This window comes from Thalassobacillus sp. CUG 92003 (assembly GCF_013618635.1).
In the GTDB taxonomy this organism is placed as follows: domain Bacteria; phylum Bacillota; class Bacilli; order Bacillales; family Halobacillaceae; genus CUG-92003.
The window spans coordinates 197,745-217,947 of record NZ_JABLSJ010000004.1; the positions used below are offsets into that span (position 1 = coordinate 197,745).

Annotated in this window: 15 protein-coding genes; 1 reads left to right on the forward strand and 14 read right to left on the reverse strand. The window is 44.6% G+C overall.

The window, feature by feature from the left end:
• Nucleotides 1-187 precede the first annotated feature (187 nt).
• From HOP45_RS07820 to miaA, 5 genes are all read right to left on the reverse strand, one after another.
• On the reverse strand, nt 188-1,432 hold the full coding sequence (locus HOP45_RS07820) for a methionine gamma-lyase family protein (protein WP_181348599.1): 1,245 nt from the start codon (nt 1,430-1,432) through the stop codon (nt 188-190).
• A 16-nt stretch (nt 1,433-1,448) separates the two neighbouring features.
• Nucleotides 1,449-2,678, reverse strand: coding sequence for a GTPase HflX (gene hflX, locus HOP45_RS07825; protein ID WP_181348891.1), 1,230 nt, complete (start codon nt 2,676-2,678; stop codon nt 1,449-1,451).
• A 184-nt stretch (nt 2,679-2,862) separates the two neighbouring features.
• Nucleotides 2,863-3,789, reverse strand: coding sequence for an AAA family ATPase (locus tag HOP45_RS07830; RefSeq protein ID WP_255437544.1), 927 nt, complete (start codon nt 3,787-3,789; stop codon nt 2,863-2,865).
• 144 nt (nt 3,790-3,933) lie between these two features.
• A complete protein-coding gene (hfq, locus tag HOP45_RS07835; RefSeq protein ID WP_181348601.1) occupies nt 3,934-4,158 on the reverse strand; it encodes an RNA chaperone Hfq in 225 nt (74 codons plus the stop codon).
• Nucleotides 4,159-4,204: 46 nt separating this feature from the next.
• On the reverse strand, nt 4,205-5,134 hold the full coding sequence (miaA, locus tag HOP45_RS07840) for a tRNA (adenosine(37)-N6)-dimethylallyltransferase MiaA (RefSeq protein WP_181348603.1): 930 nt from the start codon (nt 5,132-5,134) through the stop codon (nt 4,205-4,207).
• 249 nt (nt 5,135-5,383) lie between these two features.
• Here miaA and HOP45_RS07845 point away from each other — a divergent pair, with 249 nt between their 5' ends.
• Nucleotides 5,384-5,749, forward strand: a complete 366-nt coding sequence (locus HOP45_RS07845) for a helix-turn-helix domain-containing protein (RefSeq protein WP_181348605.1) — start codon at nt 5,384-5,386, stop codon at nt 5,747-5,749.
• A gap of 1,147 nt (nt 5,750-6,896) precedes the next feature.
• Here the strand turns inward: HOP45_RS07845 and mutL are convergent.
• From mutL to HOP45_RS07890, 9 genes are all read right to left on the reverse strand, one after another.
• A complete protein-coding gene (mutL, locus tag HOP45_RS07850; protein WP_219914551.1) occupies nt 6,897-8,720 on the reverse strand; it encodes a DNA mismatch repair endonuclease MutL in 1,824 nt (607 codons plus the stop codon).
• Between the two features lie 31 nt (nt 8,721-8,751).
• A complete protein-coding gene (gene mutS, locus HOP45_RS07855; protein ID WP_181348608.1) occupies nt 8,752-11,322 on the reverse strand; it encodes a DNA mismatch repair protein MutS in 2,571 nt (856 codons plus the stop codon).
• A 155-nt stretch (nt 11,323-11,477) separates the two neighbouring features.
• Nucleotides 11,478-12,032 carry an outer spore coat protein CotE gene (locus HOP45_RS07860; RefSeq protein WP_181348610.1) on the reverse strand — a complete coding sequence of 185 codons (555 nt, stop codon included), beginning with the start codon at nt 12,030-12,032 and terminating at the stop codon, nt 11,478-11,480.
• A gap of 182 nt (nt 12,033-12,214) precedes the next feature.
• On the reverse strand, nt 12,215-12,640 hold the full coding sequence (locus HOP45_RS07865) for a YlbF/YmcA family competence regulator (RefSeq protein WP_181348611.1): 426 nt from the start codon (nt 12,638-12,640) through the stop codon (nt 12,215-12,217).
• A 1-nt stretch (nt 12,641) separates the two neighbouring features.
• Nucleotides 12,642-14,216, reverse strand: a complete 1,575-nt coding sequence (gene miaB / locus HOP45_RS07870; RefSeq protein WP_181348613.1) for a tRNA (N6-isopentenyl adenosine(37)-C2)-methylthiotransferase MiaB — start codon at nt 14,214-14,216, stop codon at nt 12,642-12,644.
• A 727-nt stretch (nt 14,217-14,943) separates the two neighbouring features.
• A complete protein-coding gene (locus HOP45_RS07875; protein WP_181348615.1) occupies nt 14,944-16,119 on the reverse strand; it encodes a glycine C-acetyltransferase in 1,176 nt (391 codons plus the stop codon).
• Nucleotides 16,120-16,149: 30 nt separating this feature from the next.
• Nucleotides 16,150-17,190, reverse strand: a complete 1,041-nt coding sequence (tdh, locus tag HOP45_RS07880; protein ID WP_181348616.1) for an L-threonine 3-dehydrogenase — start codon at nt 17,188-17,190, stop codon at nt 16,150-16,152.
• Nucleotides 17,191-17,407: 217 nt separating this feature from the next.
• On the reverse strand, nt 17,408-18,274 hold the full coding sequence (locus tag HOP45_RS07885) for a 2-oxoacid:ferredoxin oxidoreductase subunit beta (protein ID WP_181348618.1): 867 nt from the start codon (nt 18,272-18,274) through the stop codon (nt 17,408-17,410).
• Entirely contained in the window at nt 18,275-20,017 is a 1,743-nt protein-coding gene (locus HOP45_RS07890; protein ID WP_181348619.1) for a 2-oxoacid:acceptor oxidoreductase subunit alpha, read from the reverse strand.
• Nucleotides 20,018-20,203: the final 186 nt, after the last annotated feature.

A 20,203-nucleotide genomic window follows, 5' to 3' on the forward strand; every position in this document is an offset into this window, starting at 1 on the left:
TTGCCTCCTCCCATTAAACATTCATGGTTTAATTATATATGACGCACATCATATGTCAAGGTGTGTCAGGATTCTTGACACCTGCACTGATGGGAGGAAAAGCGGTTTCAAAAGCACCTATTCCCGTTCATTTTTGTTAGAAAACCTACTAACACTTATACATGAGATTGACCGTGAAGGGCAGACCTCAGGATTCTTCCATCATGCGTTTAGCCGCTTCCATAACAGCCAATTTGACGTGAGCGTATGTCAATCCACCCTGTACATATGCCGTATAGGGTGGTCTGAGCGGTCCGTCTGCGGTCAATTCAAGACTCGCCCCTTGAATAAATGTACCGGCAGCCATGATGACGTCATGCTGATAACCCGGCATCGGGCTGGGATAAGGGGTGACGTGCGAATTGATCGGAGATGCGTATTGGATGGCCTGACAGAACCTTACCATCTGCTTCGCGTTTTGAAAGGTGACAGACTGGATTAAATCAGTCCGTTCCGCTTCATAACCGGGTTCCGTGTTAAACCCGAGAGCAGCTAAAAATTTGGCTGTAAACACGGCCCCTTTCAAAGCTTCTCCTACAACATGCGGGGCTAAGAAAAATCCTTGAAACATTTCCGGCAAGCTATGAATCGTAGCTCCTGTTTCTTTGCCAAGCCCTGGAGCCGTATGACGCTGACTGCACATATCGATGAGCTTTTGTTTCCCGGCTATGTAACCCCCTGTTTTAACGATGCCGCCTCCCGGGTTCTTAATGAGGGAGCCGGCAATCAAATCAGCTCCGACATGGAGAGGCTCTCGTGTTTCTACAAATTCACCATAACAATTATCGACAAATACGATAACGTTAGAATTAATTGCTTTTATCTCCGCAATCATGCTTTCAATAGCGGCAATAGAAAAAGACGGGCGGTGTGCATACCCTTTCGAGCGCTGAATGGCGACGACCTTCGTGTCTCGATTCATCGCTTCTTTTACAGCAGACATATCCACCTCACCTGCTTCTGTCAGGGGAATGGCATGATAACCAATCTGGAAATCGCGCAATGAGCCTCTGTCCTCCCCCTCTTTTGTTCCGATCACATCTTCCAAGGTATCGTAAGGCTTACCCGTAATATATAGTAACTCCTCACCTGGACGCAGCACACCAAATAACGCCGTGGTAATGGCATGTGTGCCTGATACCAATTGCATACGGACAAGAGCATCTTCACCGCCAAGCACATCGGCGTACAAAGCCTCTAACGTATCACGTCCAAAGTCATCATAACCATACCCGGTGGTGGGGTTAAAATGGGAATCACTCACCTGCAACGATTGAAATGCGGTGAGCACCCGTTGCTGATTGGTTTCAACTACCGATTGGATGTGGCGATGGATGTCCGAAACATCACGCTCACTTTGTTCGGCATATTCAGATAGATTCACTGCTGTCATAGGTTACGTCTTCCTTTTATAGTAATTGATATTTGAGTGGGTTTTCCGGGTGAATATACCCGTGAACGGCATATCCTTCTTGTTCTTCAACGAAATGTAAAGATGTAACGATACTATGATTTTTTAATTGATGGAGCTTTTTACCTTCCCCAGCTGATAATAAGAGATCGTACTCGACCCATTCCTGTTTGAGGACATCTTCTATTTTGTCAAATATACGTTTGATATCAATCGGATCATATACACTTACAGTCAATGAGGGGAAAGCCTGGGGAATAAAATCGCCGCTCAGCAAATCCTTTTTATTGTACACCGTCAGCATAGGGAGATGATCGGCTTCCAATTCCCCCAACAAGCGATTCACCGTTTGTTCATGTTGTTCATGATCGGGGTGGGAGGCATCCACGATATGAAGGATGAGATCAGCTTCCGTTACTTCCTCCAAAGTCGATCGGAAAGCTGCGATCAAGGTCGTCGGCAAGTCTTGAATAAACCCGACAGTATCAGAAAGCAGAGCCTGGAAACCGGAAGGAAACTGCACCTGTCTCGTTAACGGGTCAAGTGTAGCAAACAATAAGTTTTCTTCAAACGACTGACTTTCCGTAGCGCGATTGAATAAGGTCGATTTACCTGCGTTCGTGTAGCCGACAATCGCCACTTGAAAAGCTTGATTTTCCTTCCGTCTTCTCCGGTATTGCTGCCGTTGATTCACTACCGCATCAAGTCGTTTCTTTATATCATCGATCCGGCGTTGTATATGACGGCGATCTGTTTCAAGCTTTGTCTCCCCAGGACCTCTTGTGCCAATCCCGCCTCCCAGACGGGATAATTCTGTCCCCTGTCCGGCTAATCGAGGCAATAGATACTGCAATTGAGCCAATTCAACTTGAAGTTTCCCTTCTTTTGTGTTGGCTCTTTTAGCAAATATGTCCAGGATCAACTGACTGCGATCAATCACCCGCACGTCCAGTTTATCCGTTAGGTTTCTTAATTGCCCTGGGGACAACTCGTCATTGCAAATAACCAGATCAACATCCGCTGCTGCCATCACCTCTTTAATTTCTTCAACCTTCCCTTCCCCAACATAATGGGCAGGATGGATCCGTTCTCTTTTTTGCGTCAAGATTTTGATGACCTCACCATCAGCTGTTTCAGTTAAAGAGCCTAATTCATCTAATGATGATTGGAATCGTTCAGCATTCCCGCGCGGGTCTTCCCTGGCCACAAGAATGACTTGTTCTCTCATTTCCATTCTTTATTCACCTCACACATAAACACAACAAAATCATGTTTAGCTTTCATTTCATATGTTTTCCTAAAGTCACACGAATTATAGTTCTTCCATTGCCAGTATCCGTCATACCTCGTAAGAAATCAAACGATTTTCTGTATGTAGAATGAACGGGGCATGGGTTGCCCCATGCCCCGTTCTAGTCAGATAACATGAAATCCTTTGCCTCTAGAGTCATCAACTGATCCAAACTCGGTGTCTCGATTCCAACAATCCGCATCGCTTGTTTCCGAATCGCGTGCTCGATCACGTTTCTGACTAATCTGCCGTTCGAAAAATTATGAGGTGAGAAGGAAAGTCTGTTTTGGAAATAATGATGCAGTTTACGCATCGCATCACGACTCAGTTTATACTCTCTTTCCTTGACCATGAAATCCGCTATTTCAATCAATTCACTAGCGTTATAATCCGGAAAAGATAATTGAAGGGGAAATCGCGATTCCAAACCAGGGTTCAATGCCATAAAACGCGTCATTTCATGCGGATAGCCTGCTAGAATCAGCACAAACTCGTCGTGATGATCTTCCATGCACTTAACGATTGTATCAATCGCCTCTTTGCCAAAGTCTTTCTCTCCGCCGCGTGCAAGAGAATAAGCCTCATCAATGAATAAGACTCCGCCGAGGGCTTTTGTGATTAAATCCTTCGTTTTTTGAGCCGTGTGCCCGATGTACTCTCCTACAAGCTCACTGCGGTCTGCTTCAATAAAATGACCTTTTTCTAAGATTTCCATATCATGAAATAAAGTGGCTAACATCCTGGCCACGGTGGTTTTGCCTGTCCCCGGGTTCCCCTTGAACAACATATGCAAAACTTGTTTCCTTCCATTCAAGCCAGCCTGCTCCCGTCGCTTCGTCACAAGCAATTGAGCATATATTTCTTTTACATGTTCTTTGACTGAGTCCATCCCGATAAAATTGGCGAAATAATCTTCTATTCGTTTAAAACGATGCCAATCAGTCTGGGTGGATTGCACACCTCCAGAAACAGGCGTCGAAAACGAAGACATGTCATTTAAGATGATATTTATTTTTCCCTGTTTAGAATGATTAACATGGGCAGTCAACCTGGATCACCTCACGTTCTATCTCATGTTACGTAAGGTCAAGCCTGCTTGTGACAAATGCCTATAAAAAAGCAGTGCAACACCGTTTATCTGCTTGGTTCTGCAGCCAATAAAAAACGAGCGCCTATACGCCCGTTCTCACGCTTATTCTTTATCTAAGGCAACTGTCTTCGTTGGAGCAAAAGTCGAAATAGCGTGCTTGAAGATTAACTGTTGTTTCCCATCGGTCTCCAACAAAACAGTAAAATTATCGAAAGCCTTTATAACGCCCCGCAATTGAAAACCGTTAAGTAAAAACACGGTAAGCTGGATGCGTTCTTTCCTCAACTGATTCAGAAAGTTGTCCTGAATATTAACGGATTGAGCCATTGTTGTTCCTCCTCTTTATCTATCTGTAATTATCTATCTTCTATGTTCAATTCCTCATTCCTGCTAAATCACTTAAAATTGTTTCAAATTTCTCCTGGTAATCGGACGGGGCGATCGTATACCACTGGATATCAAATTTATTTTTAAAATACGTATATTGTCGTTTAGCATAACGTCTGGAATTGCGTTTCAACAATGCTACTGCATAATCAAAGTCGTACACCCCTTCTAAATATGGAATGAACTCCTTGTACCCGATGGCTTTCATCGCTGGGGCATCGCGATACCCGTTCCAATAAAGACGGCTGACCTCTTGTAACAACCCTTGTTCAACCATGTAGTCGACCCGCTCATTGATCCGTTGATATAACACGTCTCGATCCATTTCCAATCCAACTAACACATGATCATAGGGCTGTTCTTCTACTTGCCGATTATGGAAATCCGTCATGGTCATGCCTGTCGTTTCAAATACTTCTAATGCTCGAATGACACGCCGTGTGTTGTTCGGATGTATTTTTTCTGCCTGTACAGGATCGATTTTGTTTAACCGTTCGTGCAGGGACTGAGGACCTTCACGTTCAAGTAACGCTGCTAACCTCTCCGAAACCGCTTTATCTCGCCCTTGATCGGAAAATTGAAAATCATATAAAACAGACTGGATATACAACCCCGTTCCCCCAACGATGATAGGCAGTTTCCCCCGATTCGTAATATCGTCAATCAACAGCTGTACACGTTCTTTGAATTCAGCGACCGAAAACGGTTCGTCGGGGTCTTTAATATCGAGCAAATGATGCGGAATCCCTTCCGCTTCCTCCTGAGCGATTTTAGCTGTTCCGATATCCATAGTTCGATAAATCTGCATCGAGTCTCCGCTTATGATTTCCCCATTCATTTGTTTAGCGATTAAAACACCGAGCGCGGATTTCCCAACGGCCGTTGGACCTACCACCGCTATCACTTTTGATTTCATATCCTTATGCCTCCACAACTCTTTCACGAATCATATCTCTTCTATTATATCTAAGTTTTCAGCTACATCCTAGCGGGCTCAGTCAAATCGTCGCGCAACTTCCACCAAAACAACTAACGAGTTACGTTACTTCTATATCGCTAACGGAATCAGTTAGGTATTTCGACTTATATGTAACGAAATTCGTTAGAAACTAATATCGCAATCCGTTACTCCGTGGTATAATACATCTAAGGAGGGATATCAGGTATGATTAAAGACCGGATCAAAGCGCTCAGAAAGCAATTACAACTTACTCAAGGCGATTTAGCTCAGTCTGTCGGTGTGTCTTCTCAAGTTATTTCTAACTGGGAACGAAATTACACAACTCCTGATATCGATGATATAAAAAAGTTAGCACTCGTTTTAAAATGCTCCTCCGATTATTTGCTTGAGTTGACCGATGAACGTGATGATGCAATCAAATCGATCAAGGAACAAATCGAACAGGAAGGGTTCCAATCAACCGCCCTATTTGATCGGGACTCCTGGCAAGTTCTGACCCGTGATGAAATCAAACAACTGGATGCTTATTTTCGATTTATCGTGAATCAGCAAGAAACAGCCGAAAAATAAACCAGGTTCACATCATATAATTTTTAAGCCCTTGCTATAAGATCACTTAACACCCTAGCCACCACTGCTCAAAAAAATAGTTCATTATAGAGGAAGACATACTATATCTTGCTCTAAATAATAGTTTTCAAAGAAAAAACACGCTTGGATTAGACGTCCAAGCGTGTTTTTTCTTATTTTATTAGCTCTGTTAAAGTTTAGTGTTGATAACAAACAAAAATAGAACTTCCAATTTTATGGGAGTTTTCATTCTTTATATATTGGGGTAATTTAACTTTGTGGAGACTCCGTTTCGAGACTTTTGTGTATGCGGATGCTGGCTGGGAAAACGGATCGCTTTCCGTGGGCATGGGGTGAGCTTCCTCAGGCTACGCCTTGCGGGATCTCACCGCTCATGTTATTCCCACAGGAGTCTCACCGTTTTCCCATCCACCATACAATCATAAGGTGCTCGAAACGACCTTCCGTAACAGGAGCTTTTACTGAAAAAGTTTTCTTACGCGTGATTATATGTGCTATCGGTTCCCTATAGGCAGATGCGCAACCAAGTGATTTCGAGAAGCCTATAGGGCAAGGACCGTTGGGGAAGGGTGAGACTCCCCTTTGAAAGCGGAGGTGTCTTGGTCAGCGGCGTATGGACTGGACTGAGCTGTAGGAGATAAAGGAAACACGAAGAACGACGTGATTCGATGTTGACTTATCGTACAGAAGCGAGGGAAGTCTCACTAGCCGCTAGACGCCGTAGCTGGATAGGTCAAATAAGGCAACCCTTTGATCTAGAGGGCAAAACCCTATAATTTAGAAGGAGCAAGGCAAGACCCCGGAAGGCGAAGCCTGAGGAGGCTTGCCAGTTCCCCCGCAGGAAAGCGAATCCTTCCCCAACGGCCTTACACTTCCACAAATATCTCGAAATCGAGTCTTACAGAAGTCTGCCCTTTAGCAAAAGACTCCGTTTCGAGATAAATATCCACTTCAATATCAATAACAAAATTTAACAAAGCCATTTTATTAGACTATCGTTCATATATTTAAAGACTTAAAGGATTCCAAGTCATCCTTCCCCCACTATCTCGAAGCATCCAATGCCAATTAAGCTCCCCTACCCTATCACTCTTGGCCTAGGGTAAAACGATTCTCACGCTTTTCTCTACATAACCCGCTTGAACATCTTTTCCATTTCATAAGTGGAAAAAGAAACGATGATCGGACGACCATGCGGACAGGTGAAAGGATCTGTTGAACGCCGAAGCTCTTCAAGTAAAACCTGCATATCCTGATGATTCAAATAATGATTCGCTTTGATCGAGCGCTTGCACGACATTAAAATCGCAGCTTCTTCTCTGAGCTTATGAACATCGATCCGGTCCTCCGCCATCAATTGATCAATCATATCCTGAATGACCTCTTGCTCAAAGTCTTTTGGAAACCATTGCGGATGCGAGCTCACCCGATAACTCTTGTCGCCAAAGGGCTCTAAAAACACACCGATACGGTGCAGTTCATCTTTGTATTCTTCGATCTTTAAAGCTTCCTGTTTGGAAAATTCAAATGTCATCGGGACCAACAGTTCCTGTACTTCAGGTTCAATCTCACCGATTTTTTCTTTATAAAATTCGTATTTAATCCGCTCCTGGGCCGCATGTTGATCAACAATATAAAACCCTGTTTCGTTTTGAGCGAGTATATAAGTGCCATGAAGCTGGCCAATCGGATACATAGCAGGCACCCGATCCTGATCTGTTATAGAGTCATCAGTTGAAGCTTCGTGATAGGAAGATATAAGGCGCTCCGGTTCTGACTCATGGTCTGATGCATGAGTGGACGGCACGAATTCTGCGTTAGGGAGACTGGGGTGAGATGCTGGAGCAACTTGTTCGTGCGATTCTCTCACGTGTTGTTGCTCAGGCTTCTCACTTTCCTGCTGTAAGGCAAAGCTGTACTGTACCTGGCGGTCAGACTTACCATGATTTGAAGTCGGCGGCTTGTCATATTCCGGTATGAGCGTTTCTTGCCGAAATGCATCCCTAATTGCGTTTTCAGTCAGCTCAAATAATTCTTTTTCTTTACTGAACCTTACCTCAAGCTTAGCTGGATGAACATTGACATCTACAAGAATGGGGGCCATTTCCACATTCAATACGACCAGCGGATAACGCCCGATAGGGAGCAGCGTATGATAGCCTTTGAGAATGGCTTTGTTCAACGCTACATTTTTGATATACCGTTGGTTGATCATCGTCGTCATGTAACTTCTGGACGCACGGGTGATCTCTGGTTTTGCTATATAGCCTGTTAATTTAAAATCATGGTCCTCCCGCGTCACCGGTATCATTTTTCGAGCGACGCCCGCTCCATAAATTTGGGCGATCACTTGAAGCAAATCACCTCTTCCGGATGTTTGAAATAATTGTTTGTCATTATGGGTGCACGAAAATTTTACATCAGGATAAGCAAGAGCCATACGATTCAGTACGTCTGTAATATGGCCAAGCTCAGTATGAATGGTTTTCATATACTTCAAGCGCGCCGGGGTATTGAAAAACAAATCATTGACGGTGATTTCTGTCCCCTGCCGAGCATCACTTTTATCCTTTTGCATAAGCTTACCGCCTTCAAGCTCTAATTGGGTGCCGGCCTCATTTCCCGGAGACGTTTTGATAGACAGTCGGCTTACACCAGCGATACTGGCTAAGGCTTCGCCACGAAAGCCTAAGGTGGCGACATGAAACAAATCGTTCTCATCCCTGATTTTACTGGTGGCATGGCGGAAAAAAGAACGCTCGCAATCGTCTTCACGCATGCCTTCACCGTTATCTGTAACACTTAACTGTTGGAGCCCTGCTTCATATAAATCAACCTTCACCCACGTACTGTTCGCATCGATGCTGTTCTCGACGAGTTCTTTCACAACCGAGGCAGGTCGTTCGACCACTTCCCCTGCGGCGATCTTGTTAGAAAGATGATCAGGCATGAGCTGGATGCGCGCCACTTCGACCACCTCCTCATTTTGAATTGGCTTCTTTTTGAAGCCGGTATAATTCATTCATGGCTTCCATCGGCGTCATTTCCATTAAATTGAGCGATTGTAAATGCTTATCAATCTGTGACGTTTGCTGCTTTGCCGGCTTGGGGACGTCCTCTTTGAACATCGTCATCTGCTCGGCTATCCCTTCATCATCTTGCGTATGCACTTGTTGCCGGGCTGACTCTTTCTCAAATTGCTGCAAGAGTTCTGTGGCCCGGGCGATCAACGTATCGGGTAAATCCGCTAATTGAGCCACATGGATGCCGTAACTTTCATCAGCTGCTCCTTCTTGGATTTGATGAAGAAAAACGACCTTTCCCTCATATTCCTCGGCTCTGACGTGAATATTCCTCAACCGCTGGAGATGGTCAGACAAACCGGTCAATTCATGGTAATGCGTGGAGAACAGTGTTTTAGCACGAATGTGTTCATGGATATGTTCAACAATAGCCTGTGCTAATGCCATGCCGTCGTAGGTGCTCGTCCCCCTGCCGATTTCATCCAGTAGAATCATACTATTTTCAGTAGCATGGGAAAGGGCATGTTTAGCTTCAAGCATCTCCACCATAAACGTACTTTGCCCTGAAACGAGATCATCTGCTGCCCCTATTCGGGTAAAGACTTGATCGAAAACTGGAATGGATGCGCTGGTGCACGGGACGAAACACCCAATTTGGGCCATGATCGCTGTCAAAGCTAATTGCCGCATATATGTGCTTTTACCTGACATATTCGGCCCTGTAATCAATAATAGATCAGAAGATTCGTCCATTAACACGTCATTAGGCACAAAAGAGGCATCGTTCATAACGCGTTCCACAACCGGGTGACGACCTTGTTCGATGTTAATGGTTCGAGCTTGATTGAAGGTGGGCTGCACATAGTCATGCTGATCGGCCACCTCCGCAAACCCTTGTAATACGTCAAGCTGACTGATGGAAGCCGCTAAATGCTGCAAAGAGCTGATATAGGATTTTACGTATTCTCGTATTTCCAGGAAAAGTTCGTATTCGAGTTGGACGATCTTGTCTTCCGCTTCGAGAATAAGCGATTCTTTCTCTTTCAACTCCGGTGTTATAAAACGTTCTGCATTCGTCAGCGTTTGTTTTCGTTCATAACGCCCTTCTGGTAAGTAGCGCAAATTCGCTTTGGTCACTTCGATATAATAACCAAACACACGATTGAAGCCGACTTTAAGCGATTTGATATTCGTTGCCTGCCGTTCTTTCTGTTCGAGTTCAGCAATCCATTGCTTCCCATTTTTCGTGGCACTGCGATACTCATCGAGCTGTGCATGGAATCGATCTTTGATCAGCCCACCTTCTTTAATGGTCACCGGCGGCTGGTCGTGGATACTGTCTTCTAAATATCGTGCCAGTGATTCCAACGACTCAATGGATTGAGCGATCGCCTTGATGTCCGGGTGCTCAAATTTCATCAGTGTCTCGCGTATCATCGGGATTTCCTGTAATGACTGCTTGAGTTGCAGCAAATCCCGGGCATTGACATTTCCAAAGGCGATCCGGCCTGCCAATCGTTCCAGATCATAGACAGATTTCAATTGTTGACGCAGCTCGTCCCTCTCAAGAAATTGCCCGAGAAACCCTTCGACCTGACGATGACGTCGTTCAATTTCGGTCTGACTCAATAACGGGCGCTCCAGCCATTTTTTCAACTGCCGCGCTCCCATTGAGGTCACTGTCGCATCAATGACCCAAAGCAAACTTCCCGCCCGTCCTTGCTTCCGGATGGTCTCCATGATTTCTAAATTACGCTTCGTGTACATGTCCAAGGTCATAAAATGATTCAACTCAATGATGGTGACAGGACGTAAATGATCTAGCGTTCGTTTCTGCGTTGTTTGAATATAATTAAACAGCCGGCCAAATCCTATTTTATATTTATCCTGGTGAAGGTGGACACATAAATGCTCAAAAGCTGGGTCGATCTCCACCTCCTCTTGAAACGACACCGTATATCCTAATCGATCTCTCAAGGTCACTTGCCAGTCTTCAGCGAAATCAGGAGCCACAACCACTTCCTTAACCGGACGGTTGTATAATTCCCCTAGGACAGCGTCCCAGCCATCAGGAATGAACGCAATGGTGTTTTCCCCGGTCGTCAAATCGTTATATGCCACAGTAAACGTTCCATCATTAAAGGAGGTGACACTCGCTAGGTAGTTATTTTCCTTTTCTTCGAGCATACTGCCTTCCATCACCGTGCCTGGTGTAATCAGCTGAACGACTTCGCGCTTGACAACTCCTTTAGCTTCTTTAGGGTCCTCTACTTGTTCACATATCGCTACTTTATAACCTCGTTCGATCAATTGTTTTATGTAATTTTCAGCCGAATGATAAGGAACGCCGCACATCGGCACGTCTCCCCCGTCCCGGCTAGTGAGCGTAATCTCAAGTTCCTGGGCAGCTTGCAAAGCGTCATCGTAAAACATTTCATAAAAGTCGCCTAAACGAAAAAATAAAAAAGCATCCTGATGCTCGGATTTAATTGATATGTACTGCTGCATCATAGGTGTGTGTTGAGCCATAAAATAATCCTCCAAAACTTTCGATTTACGTGTTAGGCAGTAGGAACTGTCGTTCACATTAGATGCCTACATTATAGCACAGACCCCGCTTCCCCTTTAACTGACATGCCCAAAAAAAAATCCTTGCTGAGGCGAAACAGCAAGGACGCATGTATTTAATCATGTTTATTATCCAAAAAATCTGGATCAATTTCAGAAAAGTCGTCATCTGATAAATCAAAATCCCAATCCTCATCTTGTTTACACCCTTTAGGGTTCACTTTTACACAAAGTTTTGTTTCGCCTATAACGTCTACAATAAACTCGCGTTCAACTTCCACCGTAATTTTTTGCCCCTGTGCTGTGATTTTACACTCGAGACAGTTAGGCTGTTGAACGACTTTGGCAACGACTTCCAGCTCGTCATTAATGCAGTTTTCGTCTTTTATAGACAAAGGAACATGGTCACAGTAATTGACACGTTCAGTCACAACTTCCGTTTTTGTATTATCGTTATAGGAATACCAGACGTTGACATCATAACTGCCTGAGACTTCTACGTGATCTCCTTTTTTCTTGGCGTGATAAATGTGGTTAATCACCCAACAGCCAAGAATACTTGTTGGACGGTGTGTTGGACTGATCGTGTGCGAAGCTTCCGTGAATTTTTTTCCTTTTCCGCAGACGGCTTTGGTGATGATTTCACGATACTCCTGGTCAAAGAATGACATATCATCTAAAACCTCCTTATCCTACTGACCATCCTATGCCCAGATTAGGCGTTTGGTGCATAGTGGTCATTACAAAATAAAAATGATTGATGAGGACTTTAGTTCATTCTATGCAAGAGCCCAGCTGATTGTACGAAAAAAATCACTGAACGTAAAAAAACGTCCAGTGATTCTTTAAACTTTTAATGGTCACAGGCGCCGTTGGCCTGTTTTGAACCTGTTTCACCTTTTAATAAATCGCCGCCGGTGGAACGAATGACTTCATTCGTAACTTCACGCGAAATGGTATTAGATACCATTTGTAAAATATCATTGATAACCATCTGTGAATCTTTGAATTCACTGACGATAGGGATGCCATCAAGCTCTTCTTGTAAGCGATCGATCTCTTTTTCCACTTTTTCAAGTGCTTCGGTTTTGCCGTAGGCTTGAAAATTGACCGCTTGTTTTTGTAACGCTTTGATGCGTTGGATATTATCCTGAATTTTTTGATTGTCATTGATTTTGGCTTCGAGTTGCTTGAAGCGATCAATTTCTTCAATGTTAGCCATCATTTTAGCCAATTTTTCAGCTTCTTCCACTACTTGTTTACGTGTATATTCTGCCATATCACTTCACCTCTGCCGCTTCTTCTACCATTTCGCCATCAAGCGTCCAGGTTTTTGTATTTGTAATCTTTACTTTAACGATTTGGCCGATAGCTGATTTAGAACCTCGGAAATTAACCAGTTTGTTCCGTTCTGTATAGCCGGCCAGTACCTCGCTGTTATTTTTGCTTTCTCCCTCAACAAGAACATTGACAACCTCACCTTGATATTTTTCCATCGTCTCGGCGGATTGTTTGTTGATTAAATCATTTAAGCGATGGAGACGTTCTTTTTTGACGTCCATCGGAATGTTATCCTGCATTTTGGCCGCAGGCGTTCCTTCCCGAGGAGAATAGATAAAGGTATAGGCACTTTCAAAACCTACTTCCTCAACTAATGACAACGTTTCTTCAAACTGCTCTTCCGTTTCATTAGGAAAGCCGACAATGATATCCGTGGTTAAAGTAGCATTCGGCATGGCCGTGCGGATTTTATCCACAAGCTCTAAATAGCGTTCCCGGGTGTACTTTCTCGCCATAATTTTAAGGACAGCAGAGCTCCCGGATTGAACAGGCAGATGGATATGGTCAAGCATGTTACCGCCTTTTGCCAACACTTCAATCAAGCGATCATCAAAATCACGAGGATGAGATGTTGTAAAGCGGACACGCGGAATATCGATTTTTCGCAATTCATCCATCAGATCCCCAAGGCCATAGTCAAAATCAAAATCTTTGCCGTACGCGTTGACGTTTTGGCCAAGCAAGGTCACTTCTTTATACCCTTGGGCGGCCAAATGGCGCACTTCCTGTATAACATCTTCAGGAAGACGGCTGCGTTCTTTCCCTCTGGTATAAGGCACGATGCAATACGTGCAGAACTTGTCACACCCGTACATAATGTTGACCCAGGCTTTAATATTACCTTTTCGGGAGCGGGGAAGATTCTCTATGATATCCCCTTCCTTAGACCAAACTTCTACGACCATTTCTTTCCCGAACATCGCCTCTTTGACTAGATGAGGCAGCCGATGGATATTATGTGTACCGAAAATCATATCTACGAAAGGATGCTTTTTAAGAATACGATTAACCACGGATTCCTCTTGAGACATGCACCCGCATACCCCGAGGATCAAATCAGGGTTCTCCCGTTTCAATGATTTCAGATGACCAAGTTCCCCGAACACTTTATTTTCAGCGTTCTCGCGAATGGCACACGTGTTCAACAAGATGATATCCGCTTCTTTTGTATCAGAAGTCGACGTGTAGCCCATTTCTTCAAACAAACCGGCCATGACTTCCGTGTCATGTTCGTTCATTTGGCAGCCATAAGTACGAATCATGTATTTCTGACCGTCTCCGACATTCTGCATCTCTTCCGGAATGGTATAGTCATAATGAATCTCGACATCTTCTTTACCGCGTTTTTTAGCTGATTTTAAAGAAGGTGGTTCATAGGTTGTTTCAAAATATTTCACAAAATCATCACTGCTTGTCTGTTTCAGTCGTTCAAGGTTATCCGTTTCGGATTTTATGTCCGATGGCTCTCCTTGACGAATGCGTGACGCTTCTTGCCGCTGTTGTTCGTTCATCAACAGTACTCCTTTCAAGAATAACTATCTAACTTTACTATTATATCAAGAATGAAGCCATTTTTTAAGTATGGATCATCAGTCAACGTATATGGAAATAAAAATAGAGCCTCATCAACCTGCTAAAATGAAGAACACTACACTCAGTCTTCCTCCATTCCAGCACGGCTAATCAAGCTCTGAGGTCGCTGCACGATCTCTGTTAAATCTCGACGTTTTTATCTAGAAAACTCAACCGGATATTATGGGTCCTATACGATATAAGAGGTTGGGTTGGCTGGGAAATAACTCGCTTTCCTGCGGGGGACCGGCAAGCCTCCTCGCTCGCTTCGCTCCCTGTGGGGTCTTGCCGAGCCCCTTCTCCCGCGGGAGTCTCGTCATTTCCCAGCCAACCCATTTTCATTTTTGGCGAACGGACCCTTCTATAGAGAAAGTATTCGCAACTTTGGCGATCTGAGAACCCACTGTTCCCCACCGCCTTAGAAGAGTATCTAACTTAATTGCTTTCAATCCTGCCATACGTCATGTAACTGGGGCTCCATAATGCAGACCTTGTATTTAGGGGAATGAGAGCTTGTAAACCGACAGTCTGAAAAGGCTCCCCGCACTCTCGCGTAGCAAGCACCATTCTTTTAGTCTAGAAATCGAGGCTCCCCAGTCAACCATCAACCTCCTAATGGAATGAGGCTGTTATGAGCTATCCACACCATTATTTATCGCAACTTACCTATTAAATGACGGATAATTTTTTGCCGACTTTTTCAAAGGCATTTAACGCTTCCTGCAATTCTTCCTTGGAATGTTCAGCAGTTACGATGGTCCGAATCCGGCCTTTCCCTTTTGGAACTGTCGGAAAGACGATCCCTTGAGCGAACACACCTTCGTGGAATAATTCATCGGAAAATTGATGCGTCATTGCATCGTCTCCAATCATCACAGGGGTGATCGGTGTTTCACTGATACCTGTGTCAAATCCCATATCAGCTAATCCTTGCTTAAAGAATGTCGTATTATCCCAGAGCTTCGTGATCAAATGCTCTTCTTCCAATAACACATCAATAGCGGCATCATTGGCAGCTGTTACAGCTGGCGGATGAGAGGTGCTGAACAAGAAGGGGCGGCCTTTGTGAATAAGGTATTCTCTCAGCGTCTGGGTACTGGCGACGTATCCTCCAAGGACACCAATCGCTTTGCTTAACGTACCGACTTGGATGTGCACCCGTCCATCAAGACCGAAATGATTGACTGTGCCACGCCCGTTGTCCCCGAGCACACCGCTCGCATGAGCGTCGTCGACCATGATCAGGGCGTCGTACTTTTCCGCCAATTCCACGATGTCCTGCAAGGGGGCGATGTTGCCATCCATTGAGAATACACCATCCGTCACAACAAGACGCGTACGATAATCGCCGGACTCTTTTAACTTTTCTTCCAACGAGGTCATATCCGTATGTTTATAAATTTTTCGAGCTGCTTTCGTCAGACGGATCCCGTCGATAATTGAAGCATGGTTCAGTTCATCCGAAATCACCACATCCTCATCCGTCAAAATAGAAGACAGGATGCCTTGGTTCGTGGTAAACCCTGACTGGAAAACAAGAGCAGCTTCGGTATGCTTGAATTCAGCTAATTTGCGCTCAAAACGTTCATGCATGGTTAATGTTCCAGCGATCGTACGCACAGATCCTGTCCCTACTCCAAATTCCTCAGTTGCCTTGTTGGCAGCTTCCTTCATTCGCGGGTGGGACGTCAATCCCAAATAGTTATTGGAAGAGAGCTGAATGACGTTCTTACCTTTAATCGTGACGCGAGAGCCTTGAGCTGATTCCAACGGGATGAGTTCACGAAACGTGCCTTCCTTTTTCATGTCATCCAATTGGGTTTGTAAGTATTCAAAACCTTTCATATCATCGCCTCCTAATGAATTGTCATTTTTTTATGGGTGTAACACAACTTTACCACATTCACCCTTCAGCATGAGGTCAAAGCCAGTTTCAAACTCCTCAAGCGGGAGATGATGCGTCAAGATCGGTGTTAAGTCAACCTGATGGGCATGCAGCAAACGAGAAACCTGCTGCCATGTTTCATACATTTTCCGACCGGTGATCCCTTGAATTTCAACCCCTTTGAATACTACATCATTTGTAATATCCAAACTGACTGGTTTAACCGGCAAGCTTAATATCGAAACTCTTCCCCCGTTGGTGATCATTTTGAACCCCTGATCCATCGCGATAGCATTTCCGCTCATTTCACACACGACATCAACTCCATGACCATCCGTCATTTGTCTCGCAGCTTGAACCGGATCTTCCTTTCCGGAATTCACGATAGTCGTCGCCCCCATTTGGGCTGCAAGTTCCAATCGATACGGGTTCAAATCAAACGCCATCACTTGAGATGCCCCGGCCGCTTTAGCAACGCCTACAGCCATTAAGCCAATCGGTCCGCATCCGATGATCGCCACGGATTTGCCGGCTACCTCGCCGTTTAGAACCGTATGGACAGCGTTCCCCATGGGTTCTTGAACCGATGCCACATCTGTCGGCATGGTATCCGGATTACGCCAAAGATTCTTGGCCGGCAGGGCTACATATTCCGCAAAACACCCTTCTGTGTCGACTCCGATGATCTTCGTGTTCTCACAAATATGAAATTGACCGACATTACACTGAGGACAATGTCCGCATACGAGGTGGGTTTCAGCACTCACGTAATCGCCTACTTCAAAGGTCGTTACATAATCCCCCACTTCTACGATTTCCCCTGCAAATTCATGACCAAAAATATAAGGCGGTTTCACTCGGCTTTGCGACCACTCATCCCAACTGTATATGTGCACATCCGTTCCACATATGGAGGTCGCTTTAACTCTTATCAAGACTTCATCAGCTTCAATATCAGGAATCGGCACTTGCCTTAATTCAGCACCTTCCCCGCGTTCATGTTTAACAATAGCTTTCATTGTTCCATTCACAACGAACACTCCCCTTCACCTTTACATCACTTAAACGACTGATTTCACTACTATTTTATCATGTAATTAAAAAAACGCAAACCTATCTGTCCTCTCTGAAAACACACTTGATTTCATGTAAAAAAATCAGCGCATCTATTTTTCCGCTTATCCGGTACGTACGCATAATCAAATAAAAAAAGAGTAAGAGGATCTACCTCATACTCTTTAGCGCGATTTATTGAAATGCTTTCGTGAGCTCTGCAAAACGATCTGCATCCATTGTTAAGTCACTATGAGCTAATGGCGTTTTGGCATACCCTTTCACCACGTTTTGATAGGATGGCCGTTCGGTGTCATGGTAGATTAATCCTGAGACAAGGCTCCCATGATCCATCAATAATTGCATCGCTTGACGGCGGTCGTCCGGTTGGTAGTCAGGAACATCGCTAAGCTTAAACAGGTTCTGTTTAAACCAATCGTACGAATTGACCTTGTTATAGGTTACACATGGACTAAACACATTGATGAACGAGAATCCGTCATGACGAATTCCTGCTTCTATCAAGGCGATCAATTCTTTTAAATCACTCGAGAATCCTTGTGCCACAAAAGTAGCCCCTGAAGACAGAGCCAGTTCCATAATATCCACAGCTGGTTCAACAGCGCCTTCCGGGGTACTTTTGGTTTTAAATCCTTCACCGCTTCTTGGTGATGTTTGCCCCTTTGTCAGGCCATAAACTTGATTATCCATGACGATGTAGGTGATATCAATATTCCGGCGCATGGCATGGATGGTGTGGCCCATGCCGATGGCAAAACCATCTCCATCGCCTCCAGAGGCGATGACAGTCAAATCACGGTTGGCCATTTTGACGCCTTGAGCAATTGGGAGAACCCTTCCATGTGTACCATGAAAGCCGTAGGAACGAATATAACCGGAAATGCGACCTGAGCAGCCGATGCCTGAAATTAATGCTAAGTTCTCTGGGTCCAAACCTATATTTGCTGATGCCCTTTGAATAGCTGCTTGCACAGAGAAGTCGCCACAACCAGGACACCAATTCGGCTTCACGTCATTTCGGAAATCTTTGAAAGTTGCCACTTATAACAACTCCTTTGCAAATTGATAAACTTGCTTCGGATAAAAGGGAGTACCGTCATACTGAAGCAGACTTTTAATTTTATCGTGGCAACCCACGTTCATTTTGATTAAGTTCGCTAACTGACCTGTGGCGTTATGTTCAACCGTCAATACGACCCGGGCATGTTGCAGCAAGCGTTGCATTTCTTGGGCCGGAAATGGCTCCAATAACCGGATTTGAGCACAATTGACTTTCACACCGGATGCTTTTAACATGTCCATCGCTTCTTGAATGGGCCCTCGGGTAGAATTAAATCCAATCAAGACGATATCGGGATCGGGAAAAGGTGTCACAGCGTGTATAGGCTCATGAAACGTCTGGGGGAGATTGTTTAATTTTCGCAAACGTTTATCCATCTGCTCCTTGCGATTGCCGGCTTTTTCAGATGGTTTGCCTGTAGCATCATGTTCAACACCGGTTACGTGGTAAATGCCGTCCTTCAGACCGGGAAGGATCCGCTCAGAAATGCCGTCTCCCGTTACCCGGTAGCGATCAAAATAGGACTTATCACCGGCCGTGACTTCTGGTGCCTCGTGAAGAATCTTCCCTCTTCGGATATTAATGTGCTTATAATCTAACTCATCTATGGTTTGTTTGCCTAAGGAGAGCTGCAAGTCGGACAATATGATAACCGGTACCTGGTACTCCTCCGCTAAATTCAACGCTTCGATGGCATCATGGAATGCTTCTTGTACTGTACTAGGCGCCATGACAATTTTAGGGATTTCCCCGTGGGTCCCATAAATCATGGCGAAAAGATCAGATTGTTCTTGTTTCGTCGGTAAACCGGTGCTCGGCCCCCCACGTTGTGTATCCACGATGACGAGTGGTGTTTCCGTCATGCCTGATAAGCCGATCGATTCCATCATCAATGACAGACCCGGCCCTGCTGATGCCGTAACAGCTCGTACACCTGCATAGTTTGCGCCAATTGCCATGGTCGCTGCAGCCATTTCATCTTCTGTCTGAATAACAGCCCCCCCATAATCAGGCAGCTCATTGATCATGTATTCCATTATTTCAGAAGCCGGGGTAATGGGATAAGCTGCCATAAACCTGCAGCCGCCAGCCAGAAAACCGAGCGAAAGGGCATCGTTTCCAATCATAAATAACCGCTGCTTACGGTCTGATGGAGGTAAAATAAACGGTGCATGTTGACTCAATTCCATTATGACAAAGGCTGCTCCTTCCTCAATAGCCAACACATTCCGTTGAATCACTTGTTTCCCTTTCCTTTCAAAAATTTCCGCGACTACATCATTAAACACAGCCGGATTCATCCCTACTAATGCACTCGACGCCCCAATGGCCACCATATTTTTCATAACGGGACTACCGAGGTCTTTTGCTATTTGTGAGAAAGGGACGGATAAGAGACGGGCGTTCGATTGAGATGGTAGTGATGGCTTGAATTTCGCATCTGCAAGCACAATCCCGTCCTTATGTAATTCATGCGCATTTAAATCGATAGTTTCTTGGTCAAATGCTACTAAGATATCTAACTCTTCCGAAATAGCACGAACAGGTTTAGTAGCGATGCGAATTTTATTATGCGTATGCCCCCCTTTGATCCGAGATGAAAAGTGACGGTACCCATACAAATAATAACCTTGCCGATTAAGTGTTAATGCGAATATCTCCCCTGTGCTTTCAATGCCTTCCCCTTGTTGTCCCCCGACCTTCCAGGATATTTGTCCGTTCATAGCCTATCGCCCCTCCAAAGGAAAAATGTGTGTGTCGCGAAATAACATATATGGTTAACGAACTAGAATGAGAAGTTGTACTTCTTTTATTATATGGGGAGGGTAAGAGATTCATGAAGGTTTGCAAAAAGATCATAATAAAAAGCCGTGCTTCACTTTAGCACGACTTCTACATGTAAATTATAA

Excerpts from the sequence above, each read along its gene's own strand:
- HOP45_RS07820 (WP_181348599.1), bottom strand. The coding sequence starts at position 1,432 with ATGACAGCAGTGAATCTATCTGAATATGCCGAACAAAGTGAGCGTGAT.
- hflX (WP_181348891.1), bottom strand. The coding sequence starts at position 2,678 with ATGAGAGAACAAGTCATTCTTGTGGCCAGGGAAGACCCGCGCGGGAAT.
- hfq (WP_181348601.1), bottom strand. The coding sequence starts at position 4,158 with ATGGCTCAATCCGTTAATATTCAGGACAACTTTCTGAATCAGTTGAGG.
- miaA (WP_181348603.1), bottom strand. The coding sequence starts at position 5,134 with ATGAAATCAAAAGTGATAGCGGTGGTAGGTCCAACGGCCGTTGGGAAA.
- HOP45_RS07845 (WP_181348605.1), top strand. The coding sequence starts at position 5,384 with ATGATTAAAGACCGGATCAAAGCGCTCAGAAAGCAATTACAACTTACT.
- mutL (WP_219914551.1), bottom strand. The coding sequence starts at position 8,720 with ATGCCTGATCATCTTTCTAACAAGATCGCCGCAGGGGAAGTGGTCGAA.
- mutS (WP_181348608.1), bottom strand. The coding sequence starts at position 11,322 with ATGGCTCAACACACACCTATGATGCAGCAGTACATATCAATTAAATCC.
- HOP45_RS07860 (WP_181348610.1), bottom strand. The coding sequence starts at position 12,032 with ATGTCATTCTTTGACCAGGAGTATCGTGAAATCATCACCAAAGCCGTC.
- HOP45_RS07865 (WP_181348611.1), bottom strand. The coding sequence starts at position 12,640 with ATGGCAGAATATACACGTAAACAAGTAGTGGAAGAAGCTGAAAAATTG.
- HOP45_RS07875 (WP_181348615.1), bottom strand. The coding sequence starts at position 16,119 with ATGAAAGGTTTTGAATACTTACAAACCCAATTGGATGACATGAAAAAG.
- HOP45_RS07890 (WP_181348619.1), bottom strand. The coding sequence starts at position 20,017 with ATGAACGGACAAATATCCTGGAAGGTCGGGGGACAACAAGGGGAAGGC.